The sequence below is a fragment of the Corynebacterium sp. genome (genome assembly GCF_030532965.1).
Classification (GTDB): Bacteria; Actinomycetota; Actinomycetes; order Mycobacteriales; family Mycobacteriaceae; genus Corynebacterium.
In genome coordinates this window covers 23,920-48,628 of record NZ_JAUNKC010000018.1, presented here as the reverse complement: position 1 = coordinate 48,628, position 24,709 = coordinate 23,920, and the positions used below count along the sequence as shown (strand labels likewise).

At 56.4% G+C, this 24,709-nt stretch carries 19 protein-coding genes; 8 read left to right on the top strand and 11 right to left on the bottom strand.

What is annotated here, in order from left to right:
- Positions 1–6: 6 nt before the first annotated feature.
- The 3 genes from Q4D85_RS09145 to Q4D85_RS09135 all read right to left on the bottom strand — a co-directional run bounded on the left by Q4D85_RS09145 (position 7) and on the right by Q4D85_RS09135 (position 4,963).
- Entirely contained in the window at positions 7–2,073 is a 2,067-nt protein-coding gene (locus tag Q4D85_RS09145; protein ID WP_303199872.1) for a DEAD/DEAH box helicase, read from the bottom strand.
- A gap of 111 nt (positions 2,074–2,184) precedes the next feature.
- Positions 2,185–3,633, bottom strand: a complete 1,449-nt coding sequence (locus Q4D85_RS09140) for a GntP family permease (protein WP_303199870.1) — start codon at positions 3,631–3,633, stop codon at positions 2,185–2,187.
- Between the two features lie 151 nt (positions 3,634–3,784).
- Positions 3,785–4,963, bottom strand: a complete 1,179-nt coding sequence (locus Q4D85_RS09135) for an MFS transporter (protein ID WP_303199868.1) — start codon at positions 4,961–4,963, stop codon at positions 3,785–3,787.
- A gap of 123 nt (positions 4,964–5,086) precedes the next feature.
- Here Q4D85_RS09135 and Q4D85_RS09130 point away from each other — a divergent pair, with 123 nt between their 5' ends.
- Positions 5,087–5,593 (top strand): hypothetical protein, encoded by a 507-nt coding sequence (locus Q4D85_RS09130; RefSeq protein WP_303199866.1) that lies wholly within the window; start codon positions 5,087–5,089, stop codon positions 5,591–5,593.
- Between the two features lie 8 nt (positions 5,594–5,601).
- Here Q4D85_RS09130 and Q4D85_RS09125 read toward each other — a convergent pair whose 3' ends face one another.
- The 3 genes from Q4D85_RS09125 to Q4D85_RS09115 form a co-directional block, all read right to left on the bottom strand.
- A complete protein-coding gene (locus Q4D85_RS09125; RefSeq protein WP_303199863.1) occupies positions 5,602–6,423 on the bottom strand; it encodes a hypothetical protein in 822 nt (273 codons plus the stop codon).
- Between the two features lie 77 nt (positions 6,424–6,500).
- On the bottom strand, positions 6,501–7,274 hold the full coding sequence (locus tag Q4D85_RS09120; protein WP_303199862.1) for a (2Fe-2S)-binding protein: 774 nt from the start codon (positions 7,272–7,274) through the stop codon (positions 6,501–6,503).
- Positions 7,275–7,283: 9 nt separating this feature from the next.
- Positions 7,284–9,029, bottom strand: coding sequence for a carboxylesterase/lipase family protein (locus tag Q4D85_RS09115; protein ID WP_303199860.1), 1,746 nt, complete (start codon positions 9,027–9,029; stop codon positions 7,284–7,286).
- Between the two features lie 19 nt (positions 9,030–9,048).
- Between Q4D85_RS09115 and Q4D85_RS09110 the strand changes: the two genes are divergently transcribed.
- The 4 genes from Q4D85_RS09110 (at position 9,049) to Q4D85_RS09095 (ending at position 18,389) form a co-directional block, all read left to right on the top strand.
- The gene (locus Q4D85_RS09110) at positions 9,049–9,861 is read left to right on the top strand and encodes a shikimate 5-dehydrogenase (RefSeq protein WP_303199859.1); all 813 of its coding nucleotides are present in this window, start codon (positions 9,049–9,051) and stop codon (positions 9,859–9,861) included.
- Positions 9,862–9,970: 109 nt separating this feature from the next.
- A complete protein-coding gene (locus Q4D85_RS09105) occupies positions 9,971–10,669 on the top strand; it encodes a hypothetical protein (protein WP_303199857.1) in 699 nt (232 codons plus the stop codon).
- Positions 10,670–10,739: 70 nt separating this feature from the next.
- On the top strand, positions 10,740–14,495 hold the full coding sequence (locus tag Q4D85_RS09100; RefSeq protein WP_303199856.1) for an ABC transporter ATP-binding protein: 3,756 nt from the start codon (positions 10,740–10,742) through the stop codon (positions 14,493–14,495).
- A 159-nt stretch (positions 14,496–14,654) separates the two neighbouring features.
- Entirely contained in the window at positions 14,655–18,389 is a 3,735-nt protein-coding gene (locus Q4D85_RS09095; RefSeq protein ID WP_303199854.1) for a multifunctional oxoglutarate decarboxylase/oxoglutarate dehydrogenase thiamine pyrophosphate-binding subunit/dihydrolipoyllysine-residue succinyltransferase subunit, read from the top strand.
- A gap of 133 nt (positions 18,390–18,522) precedes the next feature.
- Here the strand turns inward: Q4D85_RS09095 and Q4D85_RS09090 are convergent, their stop codons facing one another.
- Both Q4D85_RS09090 and Q4D85_RS09085 read right to left on the bottom strand, forming a co-directional pair.
- A complete protein-coding gene (locus tag Q4D85_RS09090; protein ID WP_303199853.1) occupies positions 18,523–19,206 on the bottom strand; it encodes a hypothetical protein in 684 nt (227 codons plus the stop codon).
- Between the two features lie 53 nt (positions 19,207–19,259).
- Positions 19,260–19,694, bottom strand: coding sequence for a general stress protein (locus Q4D85_RS09085; protein WP_303199902.1), 435 nt, complete (start codon positions 19,692–19,694; stop codon positions 19,260–19,262).
- Between the two features lie 202 nt (positions 19,695–19,896).
- On the opposite strand from Q4D85_RS09085, the gene Q4D85_RS09080 reads away from it, so the two are divergent.
- From Q4D85_RS09080 to Q4D85_RS09070, 3 genes are read left to right on the top strand one after another with little or no spacing between them, the layout of a single operon-like run.
- A complete protein-coding gene (locus tag Q4D85_RS09080; protein ID WP_303199851.1) occupies positions 19,897–21,180 on the top strand; it encodes a CBS domain-containing protein in 1,284 nt (427 codons plus the stop codon).
- Between the two features lie 5 nt (positions 21,181–21,185).
- Entirely contained in the window at positions 21,186–21,761 is a 576-nt protein-coding gene (locus Q4D85_RS09075) for a DUF1003 domain-containing protein (RefSeq protein ID WP_303199849.1), read from the top strand.
- A 17-nt stretch (positions 21,762–21,778) separates the two neighbouring features.
- Entirely contained in the window at positions 21,779–22,918 is a 1,140-nt protein-coding gene (locus Q4D85_RS09070; RefSeq protein WP_303199847.1) for an Mrp/NBP35 family ATP-binding protein, read from the top strand.
- Here Q4D85_RS09070 and tatB read toward each other — a convergent pair.
- From tatB to sigE, 3 genes are all read right to left on the bottom strand, one after another.
- On the bottom strand, positions 22,915–23,385 hold the full coding sequence (gene tatB, locus Q4D85_RS09065; protein ID WP_303199846.1) for a Sec-independent protein translocase protein TatB: 471 nt from the start codon (positions 23,383–23,385) through the stop codon (positions 22,915–22,917). The genes Q4D85_RS09070 and tatB overlap by 4 nt on opposite strands.
- Positions 23,386–23,427: 42 nt before the next feature.
- Positions 23,428–23,871 carry an anti-sigma factor gene (locus Q4D85_RS09060; RefSeq protein WP_303199843.1) on the bottom strand — a complete coding sequence of 148 codons (444 nt, stop codon included), beginning with the start codon at positions 23,869–23,871 and terminating at the stop codon, positions 23,428–23,430.
- Positions 23,872–24,021: 150 nt separating this feature from the next.
- Positions 24,022–24,675, bottom strand: coding sequence for an RNA polymerase sigma factor SigE (gene sigE, locus Q4D85_RS09055; RefSeq protein WP_303199842.1), 654 nt, complete (start codon positions 24,673–24,675; stop codon positions 24,022–24,024).
- Positions 24,676–24,709: the final 34 nt, after the last annotated feature.

Here is a 24,709-nt window from a genome sequence, read left to right as displayed (position 1 = left end):
GATAAATTAATCTCGCCAGCGTCGGCCGCCACGATCACCGTTTCGATTCCGGCCGCGACCTCCCCTGTCGCGATCTCGATCCCGGTCCCGGTCACGATCCCGGTATCCACCCGACGACCTACCACCACGGCCACCACGATCCATCGAAGCACCAGTGGTGTCTTTCTCCATGTGGATCAACTGGCCCGAAATTCGGGTATCACGCAAGTTATCGAAAACAGAACGCGGGAGATCCTTAGGAAGCTCCACCAGCGTGTGATCCACTGCGATCACAATCCGGCCGAAGTCCTTGTTGGACAAGCCACCTTCATTGGCAAGTGCACCCACGATAGCGCCTGGACGCACGTGCTGCCGCTTGCCCACGGCGAGACGATACACCGCCATGTCCTTATTACAACGTTCGAACCGCTCGCGGCCCCGTTCCCGGTCACCGCCGCGACCCCGGCCCCGGCGATCGTCCCGATCGTCAAACCGGTCGCGACGCTCGCGTCGATCCCGACGCTTCTCCGGTGGTGGCTCTTTCATTAAGAACTCGTCACCGGCCCGCGCCTGGGTTGCCAAAGCGGCCGCAATGTCTTCCAACGGAACGTCGTGTTCTTCAGAATACGCCTTAATCAAGTTGCGGAAGATCGCTACCTGGGAGTCTTCCAAGGACTCGGTGATGGAATCGGCGAACTTGGCCTTACGCGACTCGTTGACTTCATCGACGGTCGGCAGCTCCATCTCTTCCAATGGCGCATTGGTGGCGCGTTCGATGTTGCGCAGGAACCGTCGCTCCCGTGGCGTGACGAACAAGATGGCTTCGCCGCTGCGCCCAGCCCGTCCGGTACGACCGATACGGTGGACGTACGACTCAGTGTCGGAAGGGATGTCGTAGTTAAGAACGTGGGAGATCCGTTCCACGTCGAGACCACGTGCCGCAACGTCGGTAGCCACCAGAATATCCAGGCGGCCATCTTTTAGCTGGTCAACCGTGCGTTCCCGCTGTTGCTGCGCGATGTCGCCATTGATAGCTGCTGCGGAGAATCCACGCGCCCGTAGTTTTTCCGCAAGCTCTTCGGTTTCGTGCTTGGTGCGCACGAACATGATCATCGCCTCAAACTCGGTGACTTCCAAGATTCGGGTCAAGGCATCGAGTTTATTGCGGTGGGCAACATTGAGGAACCGCTGCGTGATATTGGTATTGGTCCGGGTTTCGGACTTCACCTGAATCTCGTGGGGCTCATTCATGTAGTCCCGCGAGATACGACGAATGCTATTAGGCATAGTCGCGGAGAACAGAGCAACCTGCTTGTCGTCCGGGGTGTCTTCCAGAATCCGTTCGACGTCTTCTTGGAAACCCATGTTGAGCATTTCGTCGGCTTCGTCAAGCACGAGGAAGCGCAGTTCGGAAATGTCGAGCGAGCCCTTTTCCAAATGGTCGATGACTCGGCCTGGGGTGCCAACAACAATTTGTGCACCCCGCCGCAGGCCAGAAAGCTGAATGCCGTATGCCTGACCACCGTAGATCGGCAGGACGGAAATATTGCCCAAATGATCCGCGAAGGATTGGAAGGAGTCCGCTACCTGGAGCGCCAATTCGCGGGTCGGTGCCAGTACCAACGCCTGTGGGTGGCGCACGTCGGCGTCGATAAGCGAAAGGATCGGCAGCGCAAATGCCGCCGTCTTACCGGTACCGGTCTGGGCCAAACCCAAGACGTCGTGGCCGTCCAGCAAAACTGGGATTGTCTGCGCCTGGATCGGCGACGGGGTCTCAAACCCGACCTTTTTAATGGCCTTCAATACGGGTTTAGGTAGACCCAAATCTTTAAATCGGGGGCCTTCTGGAGCATCCTCCGACCCGTCAGCTACGGAGTCACCCTCTGAGTCACTCTCTTTGTTTTCTTCAATGTCTGCTTCAGTTTCAGCAGAGCCGGTGCCCTCAGAAGTGTCCGCAACCCTGGCGTCATCGTGGCTAGTAACCGGTTCAGAGGTGGTTACGCCTTGGACGTCCTGCGAAGTTTCCTGAGATTCCGACACAATATTCTCATCCAGCTCAACTGCGCCGCTGGTAGCGTCATCGGTAATACTCATTGCCCGTCAACGTTACGCTATTACAAGGTAGAACAGCGAATTTAGTGACGTACATCCTAATCAGCTCACGGGTAGGTGTGCGACACGTAGCACCAAGGCGCAGTTTCCAGATTAGAGGACCAGGATTCCGATCAACATCGTGGCAACAACCAGCAGCGGAATAACAACGGTTACCATCGCAACATCCTTGTAGCTTTGCCGGTGAGTCATTCCACACACAATAAGCATGGTAAGGATTGCACCATTATGCGGCAGTGAATCAAACGAAACCGATGCCATCGCTGTGATTCGGTGCATTACCTCAAGATCGATTCCCTGATTGATCGCCATTTCTTTGAGTTCTTCACCGAATGCAGCAAGGGTGATGGACAACCCGCCTGAGGATGATCCGGTTATGCCTGAAATGACCGCTGCGGAAACTGTCGATACCACAAGCGCGTTATCGAAGGTGCCGAAGATTCCTTCCCGAACTGCCGCGAACGCCGCCAGGGATGCAACCACTGCACCATACCCAACCTCGCTGGCGGTGGTGAAGGCGGGCAGCACTGCGTTTTTTGCGCCTTCTGAAAGGTCGGCGAATAGTTCTTTGATCATTCCAAGCCGCATGATGAAGATGAGAATTATTGCTGTGACCAGACCAACCACCACCGACCACACGCCAATGACTGCGTCTAAGCTCACAGCTCCGAATTTTTCCTCAGCTAGGTAGGAGAAATCCATCTTGTTAGCAATGACGTACACAAACAGGTAGTTCATAACAATGACTACTGCAATTGGTAGCAGTCCTAGTAGCCCGTTTATCGCAACATTTCCACCAGTTTTCGGGTGGTGAACAGCGGTTTCCGACACCCCTTCCATGTCGATCCCATCCTTATGGAACACGATTTCGGCTGGAGTTTCATCAACTGTGCCCTCGGGCAGGAAATCCTCCCCCGCCTTTTGCAATTGGCGGATCCTAAATTCCAACCACGCCATCCCCAGTCCAAACATTAAAACCGCAGCTATCAAGCCTATTATGGGTGCCGCGTAACTCGTGGTGCCAAAATATCGGGTGGGAATGACGTTATGCACCTGCGGGGAACCCGGAAGTGCGGCGAGTGCGAAGGTGATGGTGCCTAATCCCAACGCACCAGGCATTAATCGCTTGGGGATATGCGCTTCCCGAAACAGTTCGATCGCGATCGGGACGATGGTAAAAGCCACAACCCAGGCGGAAACGCCACCGTAGGTGAGCAGGGCTGTCGCCAGCACCGTTGATAGCATGGCGCGTTTCGGTCCGAATAGTCGGGAAATCCCTTTAGCAAGGTCAGTTGCTAAGCCCGAGGCCGTCATGAGTTTGCCAAAAATGGCTCCCGCGAGAAATAGCGGAAAGAAACTTACGATAAATTTCCCCAGTGCTGGCATGAAAATCTGGGTATACGACGCCAAAAGGGGCGCTCCGGAGAAAACCGCGGCAACTAATGCCGCGATTGGCGCTACCACCACTACCGAATGCCCGCGATATGCCAGACCCATCAGTACAAACAGCGAGATTACGATACCGATCAACGCTATGACCACAATCGCTCCTTCCTACCAAGTAACACACACCACAACACGCTGTGGCGATAGTCACAAATGATAATAGGAGTGGCGGGAATAACAGAAGCTTTTCAACGATCAAATCCTCGCTTTCCTTAGACGGGGGCACCCAGTCGGCGTCGAAAAGCAGTTACTGCCGCACCCAAGTCTCCCGAGCCTGAAGCCACAATCCGGCGGAGAGAAAAAGCACCACCGACGTCACGGCAAACGCCACCGCAAATCCCCACAGCTGCACCGCAAACCCTATCAACAGTGGCCCCATTATCGCCCCTAGATCACCCGCCATCTGATAGGCCGCAAGCGGCTTGCCTCCATTGCGTTCTGCGCCAATGATGTCAGCCAGCGACGCCTGGATAGCCGGGTTATAAACCCCAGAGCCAATGCCCGCCAGCACCGCAAACGACAGCATCATGACCAAGTTATCGCTTAACCCAAATACCGCCGTGAACGTTGCACTTATCAACAAGCCCACGATGATCGGCTTTTTCCGCCCCACCCGATCGGTCAGACGGCCAGAAAACTGCAACGTCACAGCGTTGCCCAGCGCGTAGGCACTAAGCACGATCCCGGCCACTACCCCAGGCTTGTCGACGGTCGCGGCGATAAACAACGGCACTATTGCGACGCGAACCCCAAAATTTACCCAACCGTTGGCAAAAGCGCTCACCAGCATCGTCCGGTAGGCACGATCCGCCCAGGCCTCCGCAAAAGCGAAGACTGCCCGGTCATCGTCGCGCAACGGCGCGCCCACCGCTGATGGCATGCGCCACCACACCACAGCCGCGGCAACCGCCAAGAATCCGCCGTAAATAACGAAAGGCCACCGAAAACCGAGAATGGATAAAAACGAGCCGAAGGCTGGACCTAGTACCGAACCCAATAAAAACCCGGAAGCATAAGCGCTAGAACACCTGCCTCTAATCTGGGCCGGGGCGAGTTTGACAATTAACCCCATCGCCGAGACGGTAAACATGGTGGAGCCGAAACCCGCAAGCCCGCGCAACACAACGATATGCCAGTAGCTTTGCGCCAACGCAACGGCGGCAGTGGTTACCGCAACCACAAGCAACCCGGTGATATAGACCCACCGGGCACCTAACCGATCCACCAACTTTCCCGACATCGGAGCGAAAACCAGTCGGCTGCAACCAAAAATCGAGATCACAGCACTGGCGGCAGCAACCCCAACCCCGAAACTGGCTACAAATTGCGGCAAAATTGGTGAGATGAACCCGTATCCCAACGCGATAAAAAATGCCGCGACTACCAGGATCCAGATTTCGCCGGGGATCTTCATTTTTTCCACCACGCTTGCCTAGCCTAGGCCTCGGGCGGCACCGCGGCCAGTTGAAAACCGCAATCTTTAAAAAATTTTAGAACAAATTTTCTAAAAACGGCTTCCCGTGTCGGCCACATCGGTTAGGCTGCAACCATGATTACTTCACATTTGAAAAACCGGAGCCAACAGAAACAACCAATCAGCGCTGTGGAGATTTCTGCGCACATTCGGGCGCACTGCGGCGATACCATTGACAGCATTCGCACGGTTTTGGCACATCCACGCTCACTCGCCCGCCCTACTCCCCTGTGGCGACCACCAACGGTGCGGTTGCCAGCTGTCACACCCGATGGCCACTTAAATGCAACTTTTACCAGACATCGGGTAGGGCCCCACGTGCAGCAGCAGCTCCGAATTCATGGCGAAACCCAACCTGCAGCATATCTGGTCACGGCCCGTCTTTCCTCACCAAACGGTATCCAGATTAATCCGGCTGTTTCCGAAGCATGGCTACGCGCCATTGTTGGTGAACACCGCGCGCACTGCGTCCACGAGATCACCGGCGAACCCACGACGACGTTCGTATGGTTGGTTGATGGCAGGTTCCGGCCGATACCGTCACCCGCCTCACTGTTTAGTGGCGAGAGCCAAGCAGCCTGATATCCGGTTTAATTGTCGGTGTAATCGATGGTTTCTTGGTCATCGTCCTCGACCACGTCGTCTTCTAAGTAATAGAAGTCAGCGTCGTCACCATCGTCTTCACCAAAAATATCGTAGATGTCAGGCTCATCATCGTCTTCGAGTGGTGCTAATTGGCTCTCCCAGGCGTCGGCCTGATCCGCCGCTAACGAGAGGACGTCGAAAAGCTTGTCAAAATCACTAAACGAGCCCAGTTCGAGAACCTCTTGGCAGCTTTCGATTATCTGGCCGACGATGGAATCAAACATCTCGTCGGCGTCTTGCTCAGAAAGGTTGTTATCCCGCACAATATCCTCAACCTGGCTGTATGCGGACTCCATCATCTGCTCGAACAGCGGGCCTAAGGTAATAAAATCGACCTTAGCGATCGGCACCCCATCAACGACATCAATGGCTACCTCAATCCCGGAAAATTCGGTCAGATCGGCATAGACGACGTGTTCGTTGTGGTGGGATTGGAAAAAGTCAATGTCCTCGATACGTTCATCGGTTCCTTCCAAAAGGTCACGTAAAACGGTGACCACCTGGTCGGTGGCAACGTGGGAATTGACGGCATTTACTGCGTCATCCACCGAAAAGACCACAGACACCAACACTGCTTCGAAGTCCTGGACGTAGTCGTCACTGGCGGCGGCCGCGATATAGACATTTGCCGCTGGTAAATGGGGGTCAATCTCTACGAACTGAATTTCCAGCTCTGAGGTGATGGGAATGAACATGGTGTCCGCATGGACTCGGGATTCAATTCCCTCGGCGTCCAATGCTGCTGCGATGTCCTCGAAGAAACTCATGGTAGAAAATCACCCTTTTCATCGTGTGGGTCCTTGACCCTCCACAGTAATAGACTCCACGGATTTTGGCTGGCTTCTTAGTATTGCGCGGCTTGGACCAGTCCAGCTATGCGCTGTTCTTTCGGCTGATGCGGACACGACGTGCAATAATCAGCATCGGCGCTGTGGTAGATCATGCAGCAACTAGACCGATGCGCCAGCAGGTAATCTGGCTCTTCACCAGCAACTATCGGTATTACTTCCCCGTCAGCTATCTGTTCAAAACGCGGTTCCGGGATCTTCACGGGCGCCACGTTCACCAATCCTTGGTGCAGCTGCTGGGCGATGTCGAGGGCACGAAGTTGCTCAAATTCTTCATTCCCCGCATCGACCGCGGGTTGAATCACACCGTCTCCGACCACGGCCCACAGCGGCGCTGGTCGCATATCTGCAACCGAACAGATGGTGTCAATAACCGGGGCTAAGGTTGCAGCCAGATGCTCACCAGATTGTTGGTAGTCCGCCGCGTCAGATTGGGGGCGGAAACCAAACCAATAGCCAGAGTTATCGTCACGGTTGAAAAGGATCCCGGAATCGAGCCCTACATCAATGCACGAATCGGTCAACACCATGGTCGCTATCGCGGGTGCTGCGACGGACCCCATAAGCGAAAACAACCATACTTGAGCCGCGTGACGTGGATTGTCGAGCTTAAATAACCGGCTGGATTGCGCTATCGCGGCTGCAATCGCTTCCTCGGTGGAAAGATAAGCCAGCTCAACGGGGCTGTTACCAGCTTGGTCAATACATGGCGCGTATCGGGGAAAATGCGCCACCATGTGTTCTAGGCGGTTGTCGATAGCCGAATGCATGTAACGTGTCTATTCCTCATCTAATTGGGCAAGGCGGGCTAGGTTATCTAGCCTATCGCTGCCCCACTCCAACATGTTGTAGTTTTCCCAGGCGATTCGGCGGGCGGCGTAGGGGTCGTACACAATATGCGGGGTGGAATCGAATACTTTTGTTGCGCGTCCAGGACGGTGATCGCTCGGCGCTTGGTAGTGCGGCCACGTTTCTGCTTCTGCGCCATTGGGGTTACCGGTGTGGATGAAATTAGCCCAGTGGGTTTGCATGTGATCACGCAAGTCATGCAGTTCTTGCCAACCGCCAAGCCGGTTGAGGGTGGCTGCTTTTGAGCCATTCAAATCACCAAAGATCGGGCTTAATTCAGCTGTGTGGGCTGCACCCAGTCCTAGCCACCGCAATGCCGCCGGGGCAAAGTCGAACCGGTACATCCAGGTGGGGGCGGAAAGGCTGTGGGCGGAGGCCGCTATCACGCTTGGGGCCCAGAAGATGCCGTCGGCAAGCAATTGTGCGTAGTCTTTGCGCAGATAACCATCGTTGTAGTGTCGCATGATGATTTCCGCACCTTCCCGGTCGTAACCTTCAAGCATGCGGCGGGCCGATTTCGACCGGGCTTTACTGCGCAGGTAGAAAGTTTTGGCAAAGAAGGCTTCGTCGACGTTGGTTCCGATCATCAACGGTATTTTGTGCTGTTCCCCCGCCCGGAATGTGGAAAGCGGATGGTCGTGAATGACTTTTTTATCCACGGTTGCCCCGAAGCAGGGGTTCAGATTGAGTAATTCACCGCTGCGCCACATCATGGACTGCCCCGCGTTGATTAAAGCCTCCGGGCTTAAGGCACGCAGTTTGGCGAGATTGGGCACATCCACCCCGGCGCGGTTGGCGAGTTCCCGCGCCCAGAATGCTGCCTGTGCTTTGGAGTGGACGGCGGCGATTGGTGGCGATTGTGCGATGGCCCGGTGAAACAACCCTTGGGTGGCTTTGATGCACATGAGGGTGATGACGCTGGCGCCTCCTGCTGATTCGCCCATGAGGGTGATATTGGTGGGGTCGCCGCCGAAATGCTCGATGTTGTTGTGTATCCACCGTAAGGCGAGCAATTGGTCGCGTACTGCCGGGTTGGGGGAACAGTCGTCGCCGAAGTGGGAAAAATCGAGGTAGCCGAACACGCCGAGCCGGAAGTTGAGAGATACGTAGACGACGTTCATGGCTTCAACTAGGTAGTGCCCGCGTAGCACCTGTTGGTGGGAGGACCCGTAGATGAATGAGCCGCCGTGTAGGTAGACGACCACTGGCAGTTTGGCGTCGTGGTCGGGGCGAACGATGTCAAGGGTGAGGCAGTCTTCGCTGCCTTTTATTTTTTCGCTGGGGCCGAATGAGGGCTGGGCGGCCACGGTGCCGTATTCGCGGCAGTCGCGGATTCCGGCCCAGGGTGGGACGGGTTTGGGGACCCGGAAACGGTTCTCACCGGAGGTGTCGGCACCGTATGGGACGCCGCGCCAGGTTCGGATGGCGGTGGGGGCTGAGAGCCGCAGGCCGCGGATTTTTCCGGCGGTGGTTTCGATGATGAGGTCGGCGTTGTCGGTGTCTGTACCGGGTGTGCCGGTTCCCAATTGGGGTGGCGGCGTGATGGGGCCAACGATGCGCGATGTGGTGCGCCGGCGGGTTTTCGCAGGTGTGGGTGATGCTTGGGTGGGCGTGGTTTTGGGTGGGGTGGTTGTGGCTGTTTTTCGCGGTTTTTTAAACCGACGTTGGCTCCTCATATCACTTAGAGTAGGTGACATGGTGAATCACGTCGACCGAGATACTGTTTTATGCATTTCGCTAGCTGCCCGCCCCTCCAATCATGGGGTGAGGTTTCATAATTGGTTGTATGCAACGTTGGGTTTGAATTTTTTATATAAGGCGGTCGCGCCGGTAGATATTGAGCAGGCGGTTGCAGGTATCCGCGGGTTGGGTATTCGAGGTGCTGGGGTGTCGATGCCCTATAAGCAGGATGTTATTGCGCTTATCGATGAGCTCGATGATTCCGCGGAACGGATCGGCGCGGTTAACACAATCGTTAACACTGATGGGCACTTGGTTGGCTATAACACCGATTATGTCGCTGTGGCGAAACTCTTGAATTCCTATTCGGTGGCTAAGGATCTTTGTGTTGCTGTGCGCGGCTCGGGCGGCATGGCGAACGCGGTTGTTGCGGCGTTGGCTGATTATGGTTTGTCTGGCTGTGTGGTGGCTCGCAACGCGGAAACCGGATCGGAATTGGCTAATCGCTACGGGTGGGAGTATTCCGCGGAGGTTCCAGAGTCCGCCTCGATGTTGGTCAATGTCACCCCGTTGGGGATGACGGGTGCGGATGAATCGGTGCAGGCGTTTAGCGATGCGGAAATTTCCCGGGCGCAGTTGGTCTTCGATGTTGTAGCGTATCCGGTTCGTACTCCGCTTATCGACGCGGCGACGCGGTTGGGGGTTGCGACCATCAATGGTGGTGAAGTGGTTGCGTTGCAAGCTGCGGAGCAATTTGCGCTCTACACCGGGGTGGTTCCGAGTGAAGAAGATGTTATCCGCGCTGAGGAGTTTGCTCAGCGGTCGTGATTTTACGCTTTCAGCGAACCAACTCACGCGGTTTTATTACTCCGGTCTATCCTAGGTTTGTTATTTATTGTTGCACCGGTATTTACGAAAGCGTAGAAATCTCATGGCTGTGAAGAAGAAATCGGACCACTCCGTTGTCACGGATGTATTTAATTCCAATTCGCATTCGGTCCTGGAAGAAAAGGGACCGATTGCAAAGGCTCTTGTTGCTGCTTTGGATAAAACTGCCACTATGAAATCTGGTTTGGTGGTCAAGTATGTTGACCGCTTGAAGGCTAAGAATCCTGATGCTGATAACGCCGAGATTCAAAAAATCATGGATAAGCACTTCATGTTGGCGGTAACTGGTTCGGGGGCGAGTGCGGGTAGTGCCGCCGCTATTCCCGCTATTGGTTTTATCACCGGCGCTGTCGCGGTGAGTGCGGAGAGCTTATTGTTCCTTGATACTGCTGCGTTTTATGCGGTGGCCAGTGCGCATCTGCGTGGGGTGGATATCACCGACCCTGAGCGTCGAAAAGCAATCGTCTTGGTTGCGGTCTTAGGCTCGGAAGGCTCCGCTATTGCCGACGCCACGTTTGCCGGTGGTTCCTTAATGAATATGGTGGGCCGGTCCTCCACTGCGAAGCTGACTGAGGTGAATAACTTCATGTTCAAGTACGCGCTGAAGAAAATTTCCAAATCGGTGCGTTTGGCGTGGCTAGGTAAGCTCATGCCGTTGGGAATCGGCGCGGTTTTGGGTTCCATTGCTAACCGTAAGATTGGGCAAAAGGTTATCGAGCACGTACACAGCGCAATGGGGCCTGCCTAAAGATTGTTCCGCTACGGGTCTACCATAGGTGCCACGCAACCAATCACATTCCCACCTGCGAAAGGGCACCATGACCTCTTCTGGCGCGCATCCGGCAGCTAGCCGCACGACGATCGTTCGGTTAGCTGCCGTTGCGTTGCGGTTTCCGGTTGCCTTGACCGCAGCGCTTGTTTCCACGGTGTTAGTCACCATCTTTAATGCGGCCATCCCGCTGGTAACTGCTTCGGCGGTGGATATTGCCACATCCGACATTTCGGGCGATATTCGTTCGTTCATGTGGCTGTTGATCGCAGTGGCGCTTGGGCGTTACGCGTGTCAATTTGGTAGACGGTTTACGGCCGGAATCCTTGCCAATAAGATGCAGCATCGCCTGCGGGTTGGCCTGCTGTCCACCATGTATCAATTGGACGGCCCCGCCCAGGATCAATTACGCACCGGCCAATTGGTATCGCGGTCTATCTCGGATCTCAATCTGGTGTACACCATGGCCGCCATGTTCCCATTGGTCACCGGGCATCTGCTCACTGTGATAACCATATTAGGGGTTATGCTGTGGCTATCACCGGTTTTATTTGTCACCGCTACCGCCATGCTGCCGGTTCTCATGTGGTTGAGTGTGCGTTCGCGCGCCACGTTATTTAGTGCCACGTGGTCGGCGCAGCAGAAAATCGCCGACCTGGCCACCCAGGTGGAAGAAACTGTCACGGGAATTCGGGTAGTCAAGGCGTTTCATCAAGAGCAGCGAGAAATTCGGAAGTTTGTCACGGTTGCGGGAAACATCTACGGCGAGATGATGCGGGCGGCCAGATTAACGGCTCGTTTTAAACCCCTGCTGCAACAATTGCCGAATGTGTCTTTGGTTCTGTGCATCGGCGTCGGTGGCTATCTTGCCCTGACTGGGGTTATCTCCATTGGTACCTTCGTGGCGTTTAGCGTCTATATGTCGCAATTGACCTCCGTGGTTTCCATGCTGGCTGGGATGATCGTGCAACAACAGTTAGGAGTGGCTTCGGCACAGCGGGTTTTTGACGTGCTCGATCTGCGTCCGACCAATTCCGACCCAGTTTCCCAAACCCCAGCACCAACCGGGCCGTTGGGGCTGCGCATGAACCACGTCAGTTTTGGCGAGGCGCTCGCCGATTTTTCCCTCTACGCCCCGCCCGGCGACACTGTCGTTATGGTGGGCCCGCCGGGTGCCGGAAAAACGATGGCGGTGCAACTCATCACGGGTTTCTACCAACCAGATTCCGGCAGCATTTCGCTTGTCGACGCCACCGGCGCCGCGGTCGATTACGCGGACCTTTCCCGGGACGCGGTGCGAGGGGCTATGGGCTGTGTGTTTGAAGACCCCTTCCTGTTCTCCACAAGTATCTATGACAATATCGACGCTGGCCGGGAGTTAAGCAAAGACGACATCATCGCCGCCGCTCGCCACGCAGAAATCTACGATTTCATCAGCGGTCTTGATAACGGTTTCGACACTCAGATTGGGGAACGCGGTTTAACACTATCTGGCGGTCAGCGCCAACGCATCGCCCTCGCCCGCGCCATAGCCGAGCAGCCCCGCATCCTCATACTCGACGACGCCACTTCCGCTATCGATGCTGCCACCGAGGCAAAAATCTTCGACAACCTGCGCACCCATCTATCCGGCACCACGATCATCGCGGTTGCCCACCGCATGTCAACGGTGGGCATCGCCGATACTGTTGCCGTGGTTGATGCCGGACGCATCACAGCCATCGGCCCAAAGCCGGAGATCATTACCGACTCTCGGTTCACAACGCTTATGACCGGGGCAGGCGACATCGGTACCCAAGCCGCATCGCCCCACCCGGTGATCCTTGATCATGATGCCCTAACCCCCGAGGCGCAGCAGCTATGGCCGACCGATCAGCCGAGTTCTGAGACCGCGAAGCCAACGATGCAGATGGCTTCCGCACCATCTCTCCAGCGAGGAACCGGCCTCCGTTTCGCAGCGCAGGTGCCAGCAACCGCAGAACTACTCGACCGCGTGGCAGAGCTACCACTGGTACGCGATACTCCCCCGCCCGGCGGACTCGACGGTTTCCAACAGCGCTTAACAACAGTATCAGCCAGCCGGTTATTCCATTCTGTGCGTTGGCTTCTTGCCGCGGCCATCCTACTGTATGTCGTCGGTGTTGCTGCAGGTTTGGCCATCCCCTCCCTGGTTCGGATCGCCTTAGACAGCGGAGTAACCGCAGGAAATGCGTCCGTCCTGTGGCAGGTGTCCCTGGCTGGTCTCGCCATCGTTTTGCTGAGCTGGCTGGTTTCCTGCGCCACCACCATCGTCACCGCGCTTACCGGCGAGCGGCTTCTCTACGAGCTCCGCATCAGGTGCTACGCCCATCTCCAGCGGCTTTCGCTCCGGTTTTACGAAACCACCATGTCGGGCGCCATCATCACCCGAATGACCACCGACATTGACGCCCTCAATGGGTTTCTCCAGACCGGATTCACCACCGCATTGGTAGCGATCACCACCCTGGCGGGCATCACGGCGCTACTTATCCTCACCAGCATCCCCCTCGCGGCCGTTGCGCTGACGGGGGTCCCGATCATTGTCATAGCAACCGTGGTATTCAGAAGAATCTCCACCCGACTGTACGCACGGGCGCGCGAGGAAATCAGCATCGTCAACGCAAGCTTTCATCAAGCCATAGCCGGGTTACGGACCGCCCAGATGCTGCGCTCCGAAAACACCGTACTTAACCACTTCAACGACAAGTCCCAGAAATACACCACCACCCGTATCGCCGCCCAAGCCGCGGTCGCACTCTACTTCCCTGGCATCAGCGCAGTATCAGAAATTCTGCAGGCTGTGGTGTTGGGGATAGGTGCCGCGATGGTCTCCGACGGAACCCTAGCCATCGGTGTCCTCGTCGCCTTCCTGCTGTACCTAGAACGCCTTTATCCCCCGATCCAAAACCTCAGCCAAGTCTTCGATTCCTACCAACAAGCCCAGGTTGGGTTTAACCGAATCACCGACCTGCTCGCCACCAAAGAAGACGTCATAGATGTTGCCGAAACCAGCGACACTGATCTACCGCAAGCTGTAGACGTCGAAAAGCTCGCCGAATCGGATATCGCGGTGTCCAACGTCTCCTTCAGCTACGGGCAATCCGACCGACCGGTGCTTTCGGACGTTTCAGTAACCCTGGCGGCAGGACGCACCGTAGCAATCGTCGGCGCGACCGGTGCCGGAAAATCCACCTTGGTTAAGCTTCTGGAACGGTTCTACGACCCCGTATCTGGGACAATTCGCGCCGGGGACACCAACATTCGCCACATCCCGCTCGGCTTGTGGCGCCGCCAGATTGGGTACGTTCCGCAAGAAGCCCACCTTTTTAGCGGAACCATCGCGAGCAATATCGCATACGGTAATCCTCATGCCAGCCAAGCAGAGATAACCGAGGCTGCGCGCCGTGTGGGTGCGCTTGGAACCATCGCCGCGATTCCGGGTGGGTTCACCGCACCAGTCGGCGAAGGCGGACGCGGGTTATCCTCCGGCCAACGGCAATTAGTTGCCCTCGCTCGCGCGGAACTGATAACACCGAAGATTTTGCTTTTCGACGAAGCCACAGCCACCGTCGATCCCGCGACCGAATCTGCGATCCTGGCAGCCACACGGCGCGTAGCCGCTGGCCGCACCACAGTGGTGGTAGCCCACCGGCTAGCGACCGCTGCTCGGGCGGATCGGATTCTGGTGTTCGCCGACGGGAAAATCGTCGAGGACGGCACCCACGAATCACTACTTACTTTTGGGGGTATTTATGCCACTATGTGGCGCAACAGCACCCAATAAACGTGCAGTTCAGGGGCAATCTGTGAATCCGCGCACAATTATTGCCGGATTTCCTTGGAAAATGATTACAACTGAGAGTGTGAAACCACTAGCCTGTATTCAGCAACTAAAGTGTGAACAGACATATACTCTCACAAAGAAATGAGGCGAGCACCTGCCGTGAGCAGCGCTAGTACTTTCGGCCAAAATCAGTGGCTGGTAGACGAAATGTTCCAGCAGTTCCAGAACGATCCAGAATCTGTTGATCCTTCGTGGCGGGAACTATTTGAAACTTCCGGTGCCCCCACTGCACCAGCCCCCACCGCCCCACAACCAGCGGCGTCATCTGTTAGCCCCTCCACCGATGCGGCAGCACCTGCACCAGCAGTCGACACCACCCCTGTCGAGGCGGTAGCTATCAAGGCAGATCAGCACCTCACCGACGAGGCAGCTAAAGAAGCCAAGAAAGCAGCAGCAGCAAAGAAGCTGGAGAAATCCCCGCTCGGCCGCGCTGGCGCACTGCCGGATGCTGGTGAGAAGGCGCTTAAAGGCATTTTCAAGGCGATTGCCAAGAACATGGACGAATCGCTTGAGGTACCGACCGCAACCTCGGTTCGGGATATGCCCGTTAAGTTGATGTTCGAGAACCGAGCGATCATCAACGAACATATGCAGCGCACCCACGGTGGCAAGGTCTCCTTCACCCACATTATTGGCTATGCCCTGGTCAAGGCCCTCATGGCCCACCCAGACATGAATAATAGCTACGATGTGATCGACGGCAAGCCCACCGTTATCACCCCGGAGCATATTAACCTTGGGTTAGCAATCGACTTGCCGCAAAAAGACGGCACCCGAGCGCTGGTAGTAGCCGCCATTAAGGAATGCGAGACCTTAGGCTTCTCGCAGTTCCTGGAAAAATATGAAGACATCGTCAACCGGGGCCGCGACGGCAAGTTGACCATGGACGATTACGCTGGTGTTACCGTATCACTGACCAACCCGGGTGGTATTGGCACCCGCCACTCCGTCCCACGCCTGACCAAGGGGCAGGGCACCATTATCGGCGTTGGTTCCATGGATTATCCGGCTGAATTCGCAGGTGCTTCCCAGGACCGCCTGGCAGAGCTTGGTGTAGGCAAGCTGGTGACCATCACTTCCACCTACGATCACCGCATCATTCAGGGCGCGGAATCTGGTGAATTCCTGCGTACCATGAGCCAGCTATTCGTCGACGATGCGTTCTGGGACGACATCTTCGAAGCGATGGAGATCCCGTACACCCCAATGCGGTGGTCCCAGGATCTGCCGAACACCGGTTTGGATAAGAACACTCGGGTCATGCAGCTGATCGAGGCGTATCGTTCCCGTGGTCACCTGATCGCCGACGTGAATCCGCTGCGGTGGGTTCAACCAGGCATGCCGGTGCCGGATCACCGCGACCTTGAGATCGAAACCCACGGGCTTACCCTGTGGGATCTGGATCGTACCTTCAACGTGGGTGGCTTCTGTGGCAAGGAAACCATGACCTTGCGTGAGGTTCTCACCCGGCTGCGGAACGCCTACACCCACAAGGTCGGTAGCGAATACACCCACATCCTCGACCGCGACGAGCGCACCTGGCTGCAGGATCGCCTGGAAGCGGGCATGCCGAAGCCAACCCACGCCGAGCAGAAATACATCATGCAGCAGCTCAATGCAGCTGAAGCATTCGAGAACTTCTTGCAAACCAAGTACGTCGGCCAGAAGCGCTTCTCCCTGGAGGGCGCGGAATCCCTTATCCCATTGATGGATTCCGCCATCGATACTGCCGCAGGCCAGGGCCTGGATGAAGTGGTCATCGGTATGCCGCACCGGGGCCGGTTGAACGTTCTGTTCAACATCGTGGGCAAGCCACTGGAAACCATCTTCACCGAATTCGAAGGCCATATCGAGGCCAAGACCGCTGGTGGTTCCGGCGACGTGAAGTACCACCTCGGTGCCGAGGGCACCCACCTGCAAATGTTCGGTGACGGCGAAATCAAGGTTTCCTTGACCGCCAACCCATCGCATCTTGAGGCAGTCAACCCGGTCATGGAAGGTATCGCACGCGCCAAGCAGGACCTGTTGGATAAGGGCCCGGGCGGTTACACCGTCATGCCGCTATTGCTGCACGGCGACGCAGCATTCGCTGGTTTGGGTATCGTTCCGGAAACCATCAACCTCGCGCAATTGCGTGGCTACACCGTGGGCGGCACCGTCCACATCGTGGTGAACAACCAGATTGGTTTCACCACCACGCCGGATTCGTCTCGCTCCAGCCACTACGCCACCGACTTGGCTAAGGCATTTGGTTGCCCAGTGTTCCACGTCAACGGCGACGACCCAGAAGCCGTCGTGTGGGTTGGTCAGTTGGCCACCGAATACCGCCGCCGGTTCGGCAAGGACGTCTTCATCGACCTGATTGCGTATCGACGCCGCGGCCACAACGAAGCCGACGATCCGTCAATGACGCAGCCAAAGATGTACGAATTGATCGAAGGCCGCAAGACCGTTCGTGACCAATACATTGACGACTTGCTCGGACGTGGCGAGCTTTCCAAGGAAGACGCCGAGAAGGTTACCCAAGACTTCCACGACCAGATGGAATCCGTCTTCATCGAAGTTAAGGAAGCAGAGAAGAAGGCCTTCACCCAGCAAGAAGGCATCACCGCCTCCCAGAACCTGCCACACGGCTTGGAAACGAATATCTCGCGCGGCGAATTGCATGAGATCGCGGAAGCGTATTCGGCAAAGCCGGAAGGCTTCGAATTCCACCCACGTGTCAAGCCGGTTGCCCAGAAGCGGTTGGAATCCGCAACCGAAGGCGGCATCGACTGGGGCTGGGGCGAATTGATCGCCTTCTCCTCCCTCGCCAACACCGGTAAATTGGTGCGCCTCGCCGGTGAAGATTCCCGTCGCGGTACCTTCACCCAGCGCCACGCGGTTGTCATCGACCCGAACACCGGAGCTGAGTTCAATGGACTCAACGAGCTGGCCGAGCAGAAGGGCAATGGCGGAAAATTCCTGGTCTATAACTCCGCATTGACCGAATTTGCGGGCATGGGCTTTGAGTACGGCTACTCGGTGGGTAACCCCGATGCTGTGGTCGCATGGGAAGCACAGTTCGGCGATTTTGCCAACGGTGCGCAGACCATCATTGACGAATACGTCTCCTCTGGTGAAACCAAGTGGGGCCAGACGTCCTCGGTCATTCTGCTCCTGCCGCACGGCTATGAGGGCCAAGGCCCAGACCACTCCTCCGCCCGCATTGAGCGGTACCTGCAGCTGTGCGCGGAAGGCACCATGACGGTGGCTCAGCCGACCACCCCTGCGAACTATTTCCACCTGTTGCGTCGTCACGCGCTGAGCGATCTCAAGCGTCCACTGGTGGTCTTCACCCCGAAGTCGATGTTGCGTATGAAGGCAGCGACGTCCTCCGTTGAAGACTTCACCGAGGTTAAGAAGTTCCAGTCTGTCATCAACGACCCACGGTTCGTTGACCGCGACGGCAACAAGGTGGGCGACTGCTCCACTGTCAAGAAGATCATGCTGGTGTCCGGCAAGCTGTACTACGAATTGGCAAAGCGCGCCGAAAAGGACAACCGCATCGACGTTGCGATCGTACGTATCGAAATGCTGCACCCGATTCCGTTCAACCGGTTGAAGGACGCATTCGACTGCTACCCGAACGCCGAGGAAATCCGCTTCTGCCAGGACGAGCCCGCCAACCAGGGCCCGTGGCCGTTCTTCAACGAGCACCTGCGCGACTTGATCCCAGGAATGCTGCCGATGAAGCGCGTCTCGCGCCGCGCCCAGGCTTCCACCGCAACTGGCCTTTCCAAGGTTCACGCTGTGGAGCAAGAGGCTCTGCTTAACGAGGCATTTGCCGACTAACAGGGCATAAAAATAGTGCGCTAGCGAATCACAAATCGCTAGCGCACTATTTTTCACCATAAGCCACCACTTGCTTGTCCGTGAGAACACACCCCAAGCGCCACGGCCTTGGTGGCGTCGACAAGCGGCAGCGCTAGTGGAAGAAAATGCCGTTATCGTCGAGGTATTTGGTGACCACTTCGCTGGTGTTCCGTAGTTTTTTACTCTCTTCCACCAAATCCGCGAGGTCCTCGGTGCTGATCGTGCCCGAGATAATATTCAGCGCGCCGCGCTCCTCACGGTTCAGGGTTGGCACCCGATAGATCGGAATGATGTGCTGCGGGATTGCCGAAACTTCATCGCTGCACCCGAGCGCGTTCGACGGATCGGTCGCATTAACGTTATCCCCCAACGCCCCCATGACCGCCTGATAGACTTTTTCCCGCTGATCGCCGGAATTGACGTCTTTCTCGGCGGTGGAGAATTCCATTTCCAATTCTTTGGCTTTTTCCGGCTGCACCTGACCGAGCATCCGCCCCGCGCACACGATCGCCACGTCCGCCGCACCGTTCGGAACCCGGTCGAAGCTGTGCTCAAGACCCAACCGCCCCATATTCAACGTGGCGGGACGCCCCAGGCGCTCTAAGCCTTGCTTATACAGCTCCCCCAACACTAATTGCTCAACCGAATTGGATCGCACTGCGATCTCTACTACTTTTTCGCTATCCGGTATCGGATCGGCGTCGGGTTCAAACCGTTCCAGATTCGCGCATCCGCCCAACAGCACCGCGCAGCTTAAAACCAAAGCGGACAAGGAGTAAGTTTTCGGCGCTGTCATGGGGCTCCACAGTTGTTATCGGTTGAGGTGATGTGCGTGTATAAGTTTAGCGGTTATTGTGCGCCGCCTCGATTCACGAACTCACTAATCATATCCCGCGCCTGGCGGGCAGAATTCGGAGCGCACAGGATGTCGTAGCGGCCAGCAACAATCTGGGTGGCGGAAGCGAAGTCACGCCGCCCGCGCTGCATCGCGTACTGCACCGAGGCCGTGACGGTGGAAAACACCATGCCCATGAAAATACCGATGAGAAGCGACATCGCCCACTGGTTATTCATGATGCCAAGGAGCATTCCGAAGAACAGGCCCAGCCAGGCTCCGGAGGCGATCCCGTTAAGGATTACTCGCGGCCAGGTGAGCCGCCCGATGACCTTTTCCACTTCCATGAGATCGACACCGACGATAGTCAGATCGGCTACATTAAACTGCCGGTCCGACAGCATATCCACGGCCGCTTGGGCGCGTTCATAGCTGCTGAAGCTACCCACGGGCCAGCCTTCGGGGCGGGCGCGCCGGTTGGGGTTAAACGGATTGGCGTCCGGGTTTGGGGAGTTTTGTTGCTCAGAATGAGGAAACACTATGGGGTCCTTACTTTTGCTTTTCGAAAGTTTAAACGCCGCAACCTGCGGAAAAGTTCCCAGCAAACCGGCTCTTATTGCTTCTTGGAGTACTGAACTACACTAGGGTGACATGAGTGAAGTTACACGTGTCTATGCTGGCCGATTGGCAGGTATGGTTGTGCGCGGCCCAGAAACAGATGTTATCGGCCGGGTGCGAGATGTGGTTGTCAACGTTCGGCCGCAGGGCCATACCTCCCGGGTGCTCGGGCTGGTCGTAGAAATGACCAATAAACGTCGTATCTTCCTTCCCATGTTGCGGGTCGCCTCTATCGATCCGCATGAAATCATGCTGGTTTCGGGTTCGGTTTCCCTGCGGGCGTTTAAAGCCCGCTCCGGTGAAGTGACCATCATCCACGATATTATCGGCTCGAAGGTGCACGTCGATGATCCGGAATTAGAAAAATTCCACGGCAAACCGGTGGAGGTCGCCGACATCGAATTGGAGCGAACCAGAACCAGGGATTGGGCCATATCCGCCGTGGCGGTAATTGGAAGCCGCCCGAGTTTCGGCAGACGCCCAGAAGTCGTCATTGTGCCGTGGAAACACGTACACGGGATCACCGCCGCCGGTGTGGGCATCTCCGACGCCGCCGCTGAGCTGATTGCGGAGTTTGAAGACATGCGCCCTGCCGACGTGGCTTCCGCACTGTACGACTTGCCGGAAAATCAACGGCACACGGTGGCCAGCGAATTCGACGACGAGCGATTAGCTGACATCTTGCAGGAGATGAGCGAGGATCGTCAGGCGGAGCTGTTAGAAACGCTCGACATCGAGCGTGCGGCAGACGTCTTGGAAGAGATGGACCCAGACGATGCCGCCGACTTGCTGTCCGAATTGGACGACGAAAAGGCTGACGTGCTGCTGGAATTGATGGATCCGGAGGAATCCGCCCCAGTGCGCCGGTTGATGAGTTTTAATCCCGACACGGTGGGTGCGTTGATGACCCCGGAGCCGCTGATTCTCACTCCACAGACCACGGTTGCTGAGGCCCTAGCGCATGCCTGCAATCCGGATTTGCCGACGTCATTAGCGTCAATGGTGTTTGTGGTGCGCCCGCCTACCGCCACCCCCACGGGGAAGTATCTTGGTTGTGTGCACTTGCAGAAGCTGCTTCGGGAACCACCGTCGACCCTGGTGTCGGGCTGCCTTGACCCGGATCTACCGCCGCTATATGCCGACGACTCCCAGGAAACCGCCGCCCGGTATTTCGCCATGTATAACTTGGTATGCGGGCCGGTGATTGATAGCAATGGGCATTTGCTTGGGGCGGTAGCTGTGGACGACTTGATCGACCACTTGCTTCCCGATGACTGGCGCGATACGGGTATCCGCCCAGAAGTGAAGGAGGGTTAAGCTTCATGGCAGATTTAGATACTCCCCGGTTAAGCGGCAAAAAGAGCATTTTTAAGCTTGACGACGACACCGTCGGGGCCTATGCCGAAAAAGTCGCCCGATTCTTTGGCACCGGCCGCTACCTCATGTGGCAAACCGTGTTCGTGGTTATTTGGGTCATCCTCAATCTAGGCGCCTTCTGGTGGCAGTGGGACCCGTATCCGTTCATTTTGCTTAACCTGGCATTTTCTACCCAGGCCGCCTATGCCGCGCCGTTGATTCTTCTGGCACAAAACCGGCAAGAGGACCGGGACCGCATCGCATTGAACGAGGACCGGCGACGTGCATTCGAGACGAAATCGAATACCGAGTACATCACCCGCGAGCTGGCTGGCTTACGGCTGGCTATAGGCGACATGGTTACCCGGGATTACCTACGTCACGAGTTGGAAGATTTGCACAACATGCTAGAACGCATCGAGGCCAAACTTGACGACGAAGCCGCCGCCCGCACCGCCGCCCGTCACCACGCCGGCGAAGCCGCACACGAGGATCTCAACGATCCAATCCAAGGCCGTTCTGGTCGCACTGATCGACCGTAGTAAGGTTAGTTGCTGTTATGAGTACAACGATTACTGAATCACAAGTCCGCCAGGCACTATCACGGGTGGAAGACCCCGAGATAGGCAAACCATTAACCGAACTGGGAATGGTGAAATCCATAACCATTACTGGTAACGATGTCGCCGCAGAAATCTATCTCACCATCGCGGCGTGCCCGTTAAAGACCACGCTGGTGGATAATTCCACCGCCGCGATTAAAGAAATCCCGGGGGTCGGCGAGGTCACCGTCACCACCGATGTTATGAGTGACGAGCAGCGTCGAAAGCTACGTGAATCGTTGCGTGGTGGCCAAGCGGAACCGGTTATTCCGTTCGCCCAACCGGATTCCACCACCCGGGTTTTCGCGGTTTCCTCCGGCAAGGGCGGGGTGGGTAAATCCTCAGTAACGGTGAATCTGGCGGTTGGTTTCGCAGCTCGCGGCCTGAAGGTCGGCATCTTAGATGCGGATATTTACGGCCATTCGGTACCGGGAATGCTCGGTTGTGTGGAACGCCCCACCCCGGTTGACGATATGATCATGCCGCCGCAGGCACACGGCATTAAACACATTTCGATCGCGCATTTCGTTGAGGATAATTCCCCTGTTGTGTGGCGTGGTCCGATGCTGCACCGTGCGATCCAGCAATTTTTAGGCGACGTATTTTGGGGCGACTTGGACATCCTGTTGCTTGACTTGCCGCCCGGCACCGGCGATATTGCCATCTCGGTAGCGCAATTGGTTCCGACCGCCGAATTACTCATCGTTACCACCCCGCAGGCTGCCGCGGCCGAGGTTGCCGAACGCGCTGGCACGATTAGTTTGCAGACCCGGCAGAAGGTCGCCGGTGTTATCGAGAACATGGCCGCCATGGTTTTGCCGGACGGCAGTGTTATGGATGTATTCGGCTCCGGCGGTGGTGCCGCCGTCGCGGAGCGGATCAGTACGCTCACCGGCACAAATGTGCCCCTTTTAGGCTCTATTCCACTGGACCCGAAGCTACGGGAAGGTGGCGATTCCGGCACCCCGATCGTCGCCGGTGCTCCAGATTCACCCACCGCGCAGGCGATCATGTCGATCGTGGATAAGCTAGTGGTTCGGAAGAACTCGCTGTTGGGTAAAAGCCTGAACTTAGGCGTCAGCCGCGCTGATGCCTAAGTAATATCGTCGAAGGAAAAACTACCACCCTGGCGGGGGTTCGTTTCCGGCTGTGGCTGCGACTGTGGTTGCGGCCGGGGCTCCGGTTGAACAGATGGGGTTGATTGGCTGCGTGGCCGGGAATGGTTCTTACCGGTGAGGTTTTCTTCGCTTAGTGCTTTCTTCGGGTCGAAGTCATCGAGGTAGCGCTCATCGCCGTCGAAAAGCGCCTTGGTAAGCGCCGCCTTCGGCCCCATTGCCCGCATGGACGCAATCTGGCTGATGGGTTTGCGAATGTCGTCGAATTCGCTGCCCAAATCCCCTAACTCCCCGTTGAGTTCTTTCTTGGCGTTATCGATCGCACGCCGAGCGGCAAAAATTGCTGCGCGGACATCCTCAATCACCCCGGGCATTTTCTCCGGGCCAATGATTATTAAGCCAATAATGAGGATGAAGAGGATCTCAAACCAGCCAATGGAATCAAACACACATCCACCTTACCTAATCGGACGGTAAATCCACGATCCAGGCTATTTCCCGTGATGGCTCCGTCGAACCGCACGGGCTATCAGGTCGATCTTGTCAAGAATGGTCTCCGGCTGCCGAAATGTCTCCTCAGCACACGGACCATCTGGGCAGGAATGTGCTATTCCCATGAGCCGTTGCATAAATTCCGGCGCAACTTTCATTTCCGCTGCGCAGGATTCGCGCAGCAACTTCGCCGCCCGACGTTGCCGTTCTACTTCTTGTCGGCATTCTGGGCAATGCACCAAATGGACCTGGGCTCGGTGGGTGGCGATGTCGCTTAATTCATTGTCGACAAAGGCAGCCACAGCTTCGGGGTGTAAATGGTCGGTGCTGGCAAAAATACGATTGGTAGTGGCAGAAATCTGAATGAATGCGGAGATATTGCGACCCGTTGGCTGTGCGCGGCGATCGCGGCCCGTCGGGTTGCTTGATGTGCGATCAGTCATTGCTGCACATTCACCTCGCATTCAGCATTTATTATCGGATATTGGTGTTTTCTTAAGAATTAAACGTCTGATAACTGTGATAAGTTCCCCCAACAAGAAAACCCCGCCGTACACGAGGCGGGGTGCGGTGTTTTTAGCCGTAGGAACGAATTAGTTTTTCAGAGGCAGCAAAAGCTTTGCTTCGCTATCTACCTCGGCTTTCGCCTCTAGGCTAGCTCGGAGTTGCGACCTACCACGGTGAATACGGGATCGTACTGTGCCCATTTTCACGCCGAGGGTATCTGCGATCTCGTCGTAGCTCATACCCACGACGTCGCAAAGCACGACTGCAACACGGAAATCCGGGGCGAGCGCATCGAGTGCCTCCTGCAACGCCGGGTCCAGATTGGCAACCGAGTACGCCTGTTCCGGGGTCATATCAGTGCCCGGCACCCGTTCATAGTCTTCCGGTAGCGCCTCCATAAAAATCTTGGACCGGTGCCGAACCATATCTAAGAACAGATTAGTGGTGATTCGATGCAGCCACCCTTCAAAGGTGCCTGGTTGGTAATTTTTAATCGAACGGAACACCCGCATGAAGGTTTCTTGGGTGAGGTCCTCCGCGTCGTGTTGGTTACCAGAAAGACGGAACGCAAGCCGATAAACGCTGTCGGCGTGCTGTTCAACCAGTTCACCCCAACTTGGCATTTCCCCTACCCCAGCATCAAACGCGGCTGTCCCAGTCAGCTGGATTTCTTCCACGTGGTCGGCGTCGAAGCCTCCAGCGGATTCAGAGTTAAGCGAAACTGGATGCACGTTTGTCATGTCACATATTCTGCCCTACTGAACTTGGGAAAAC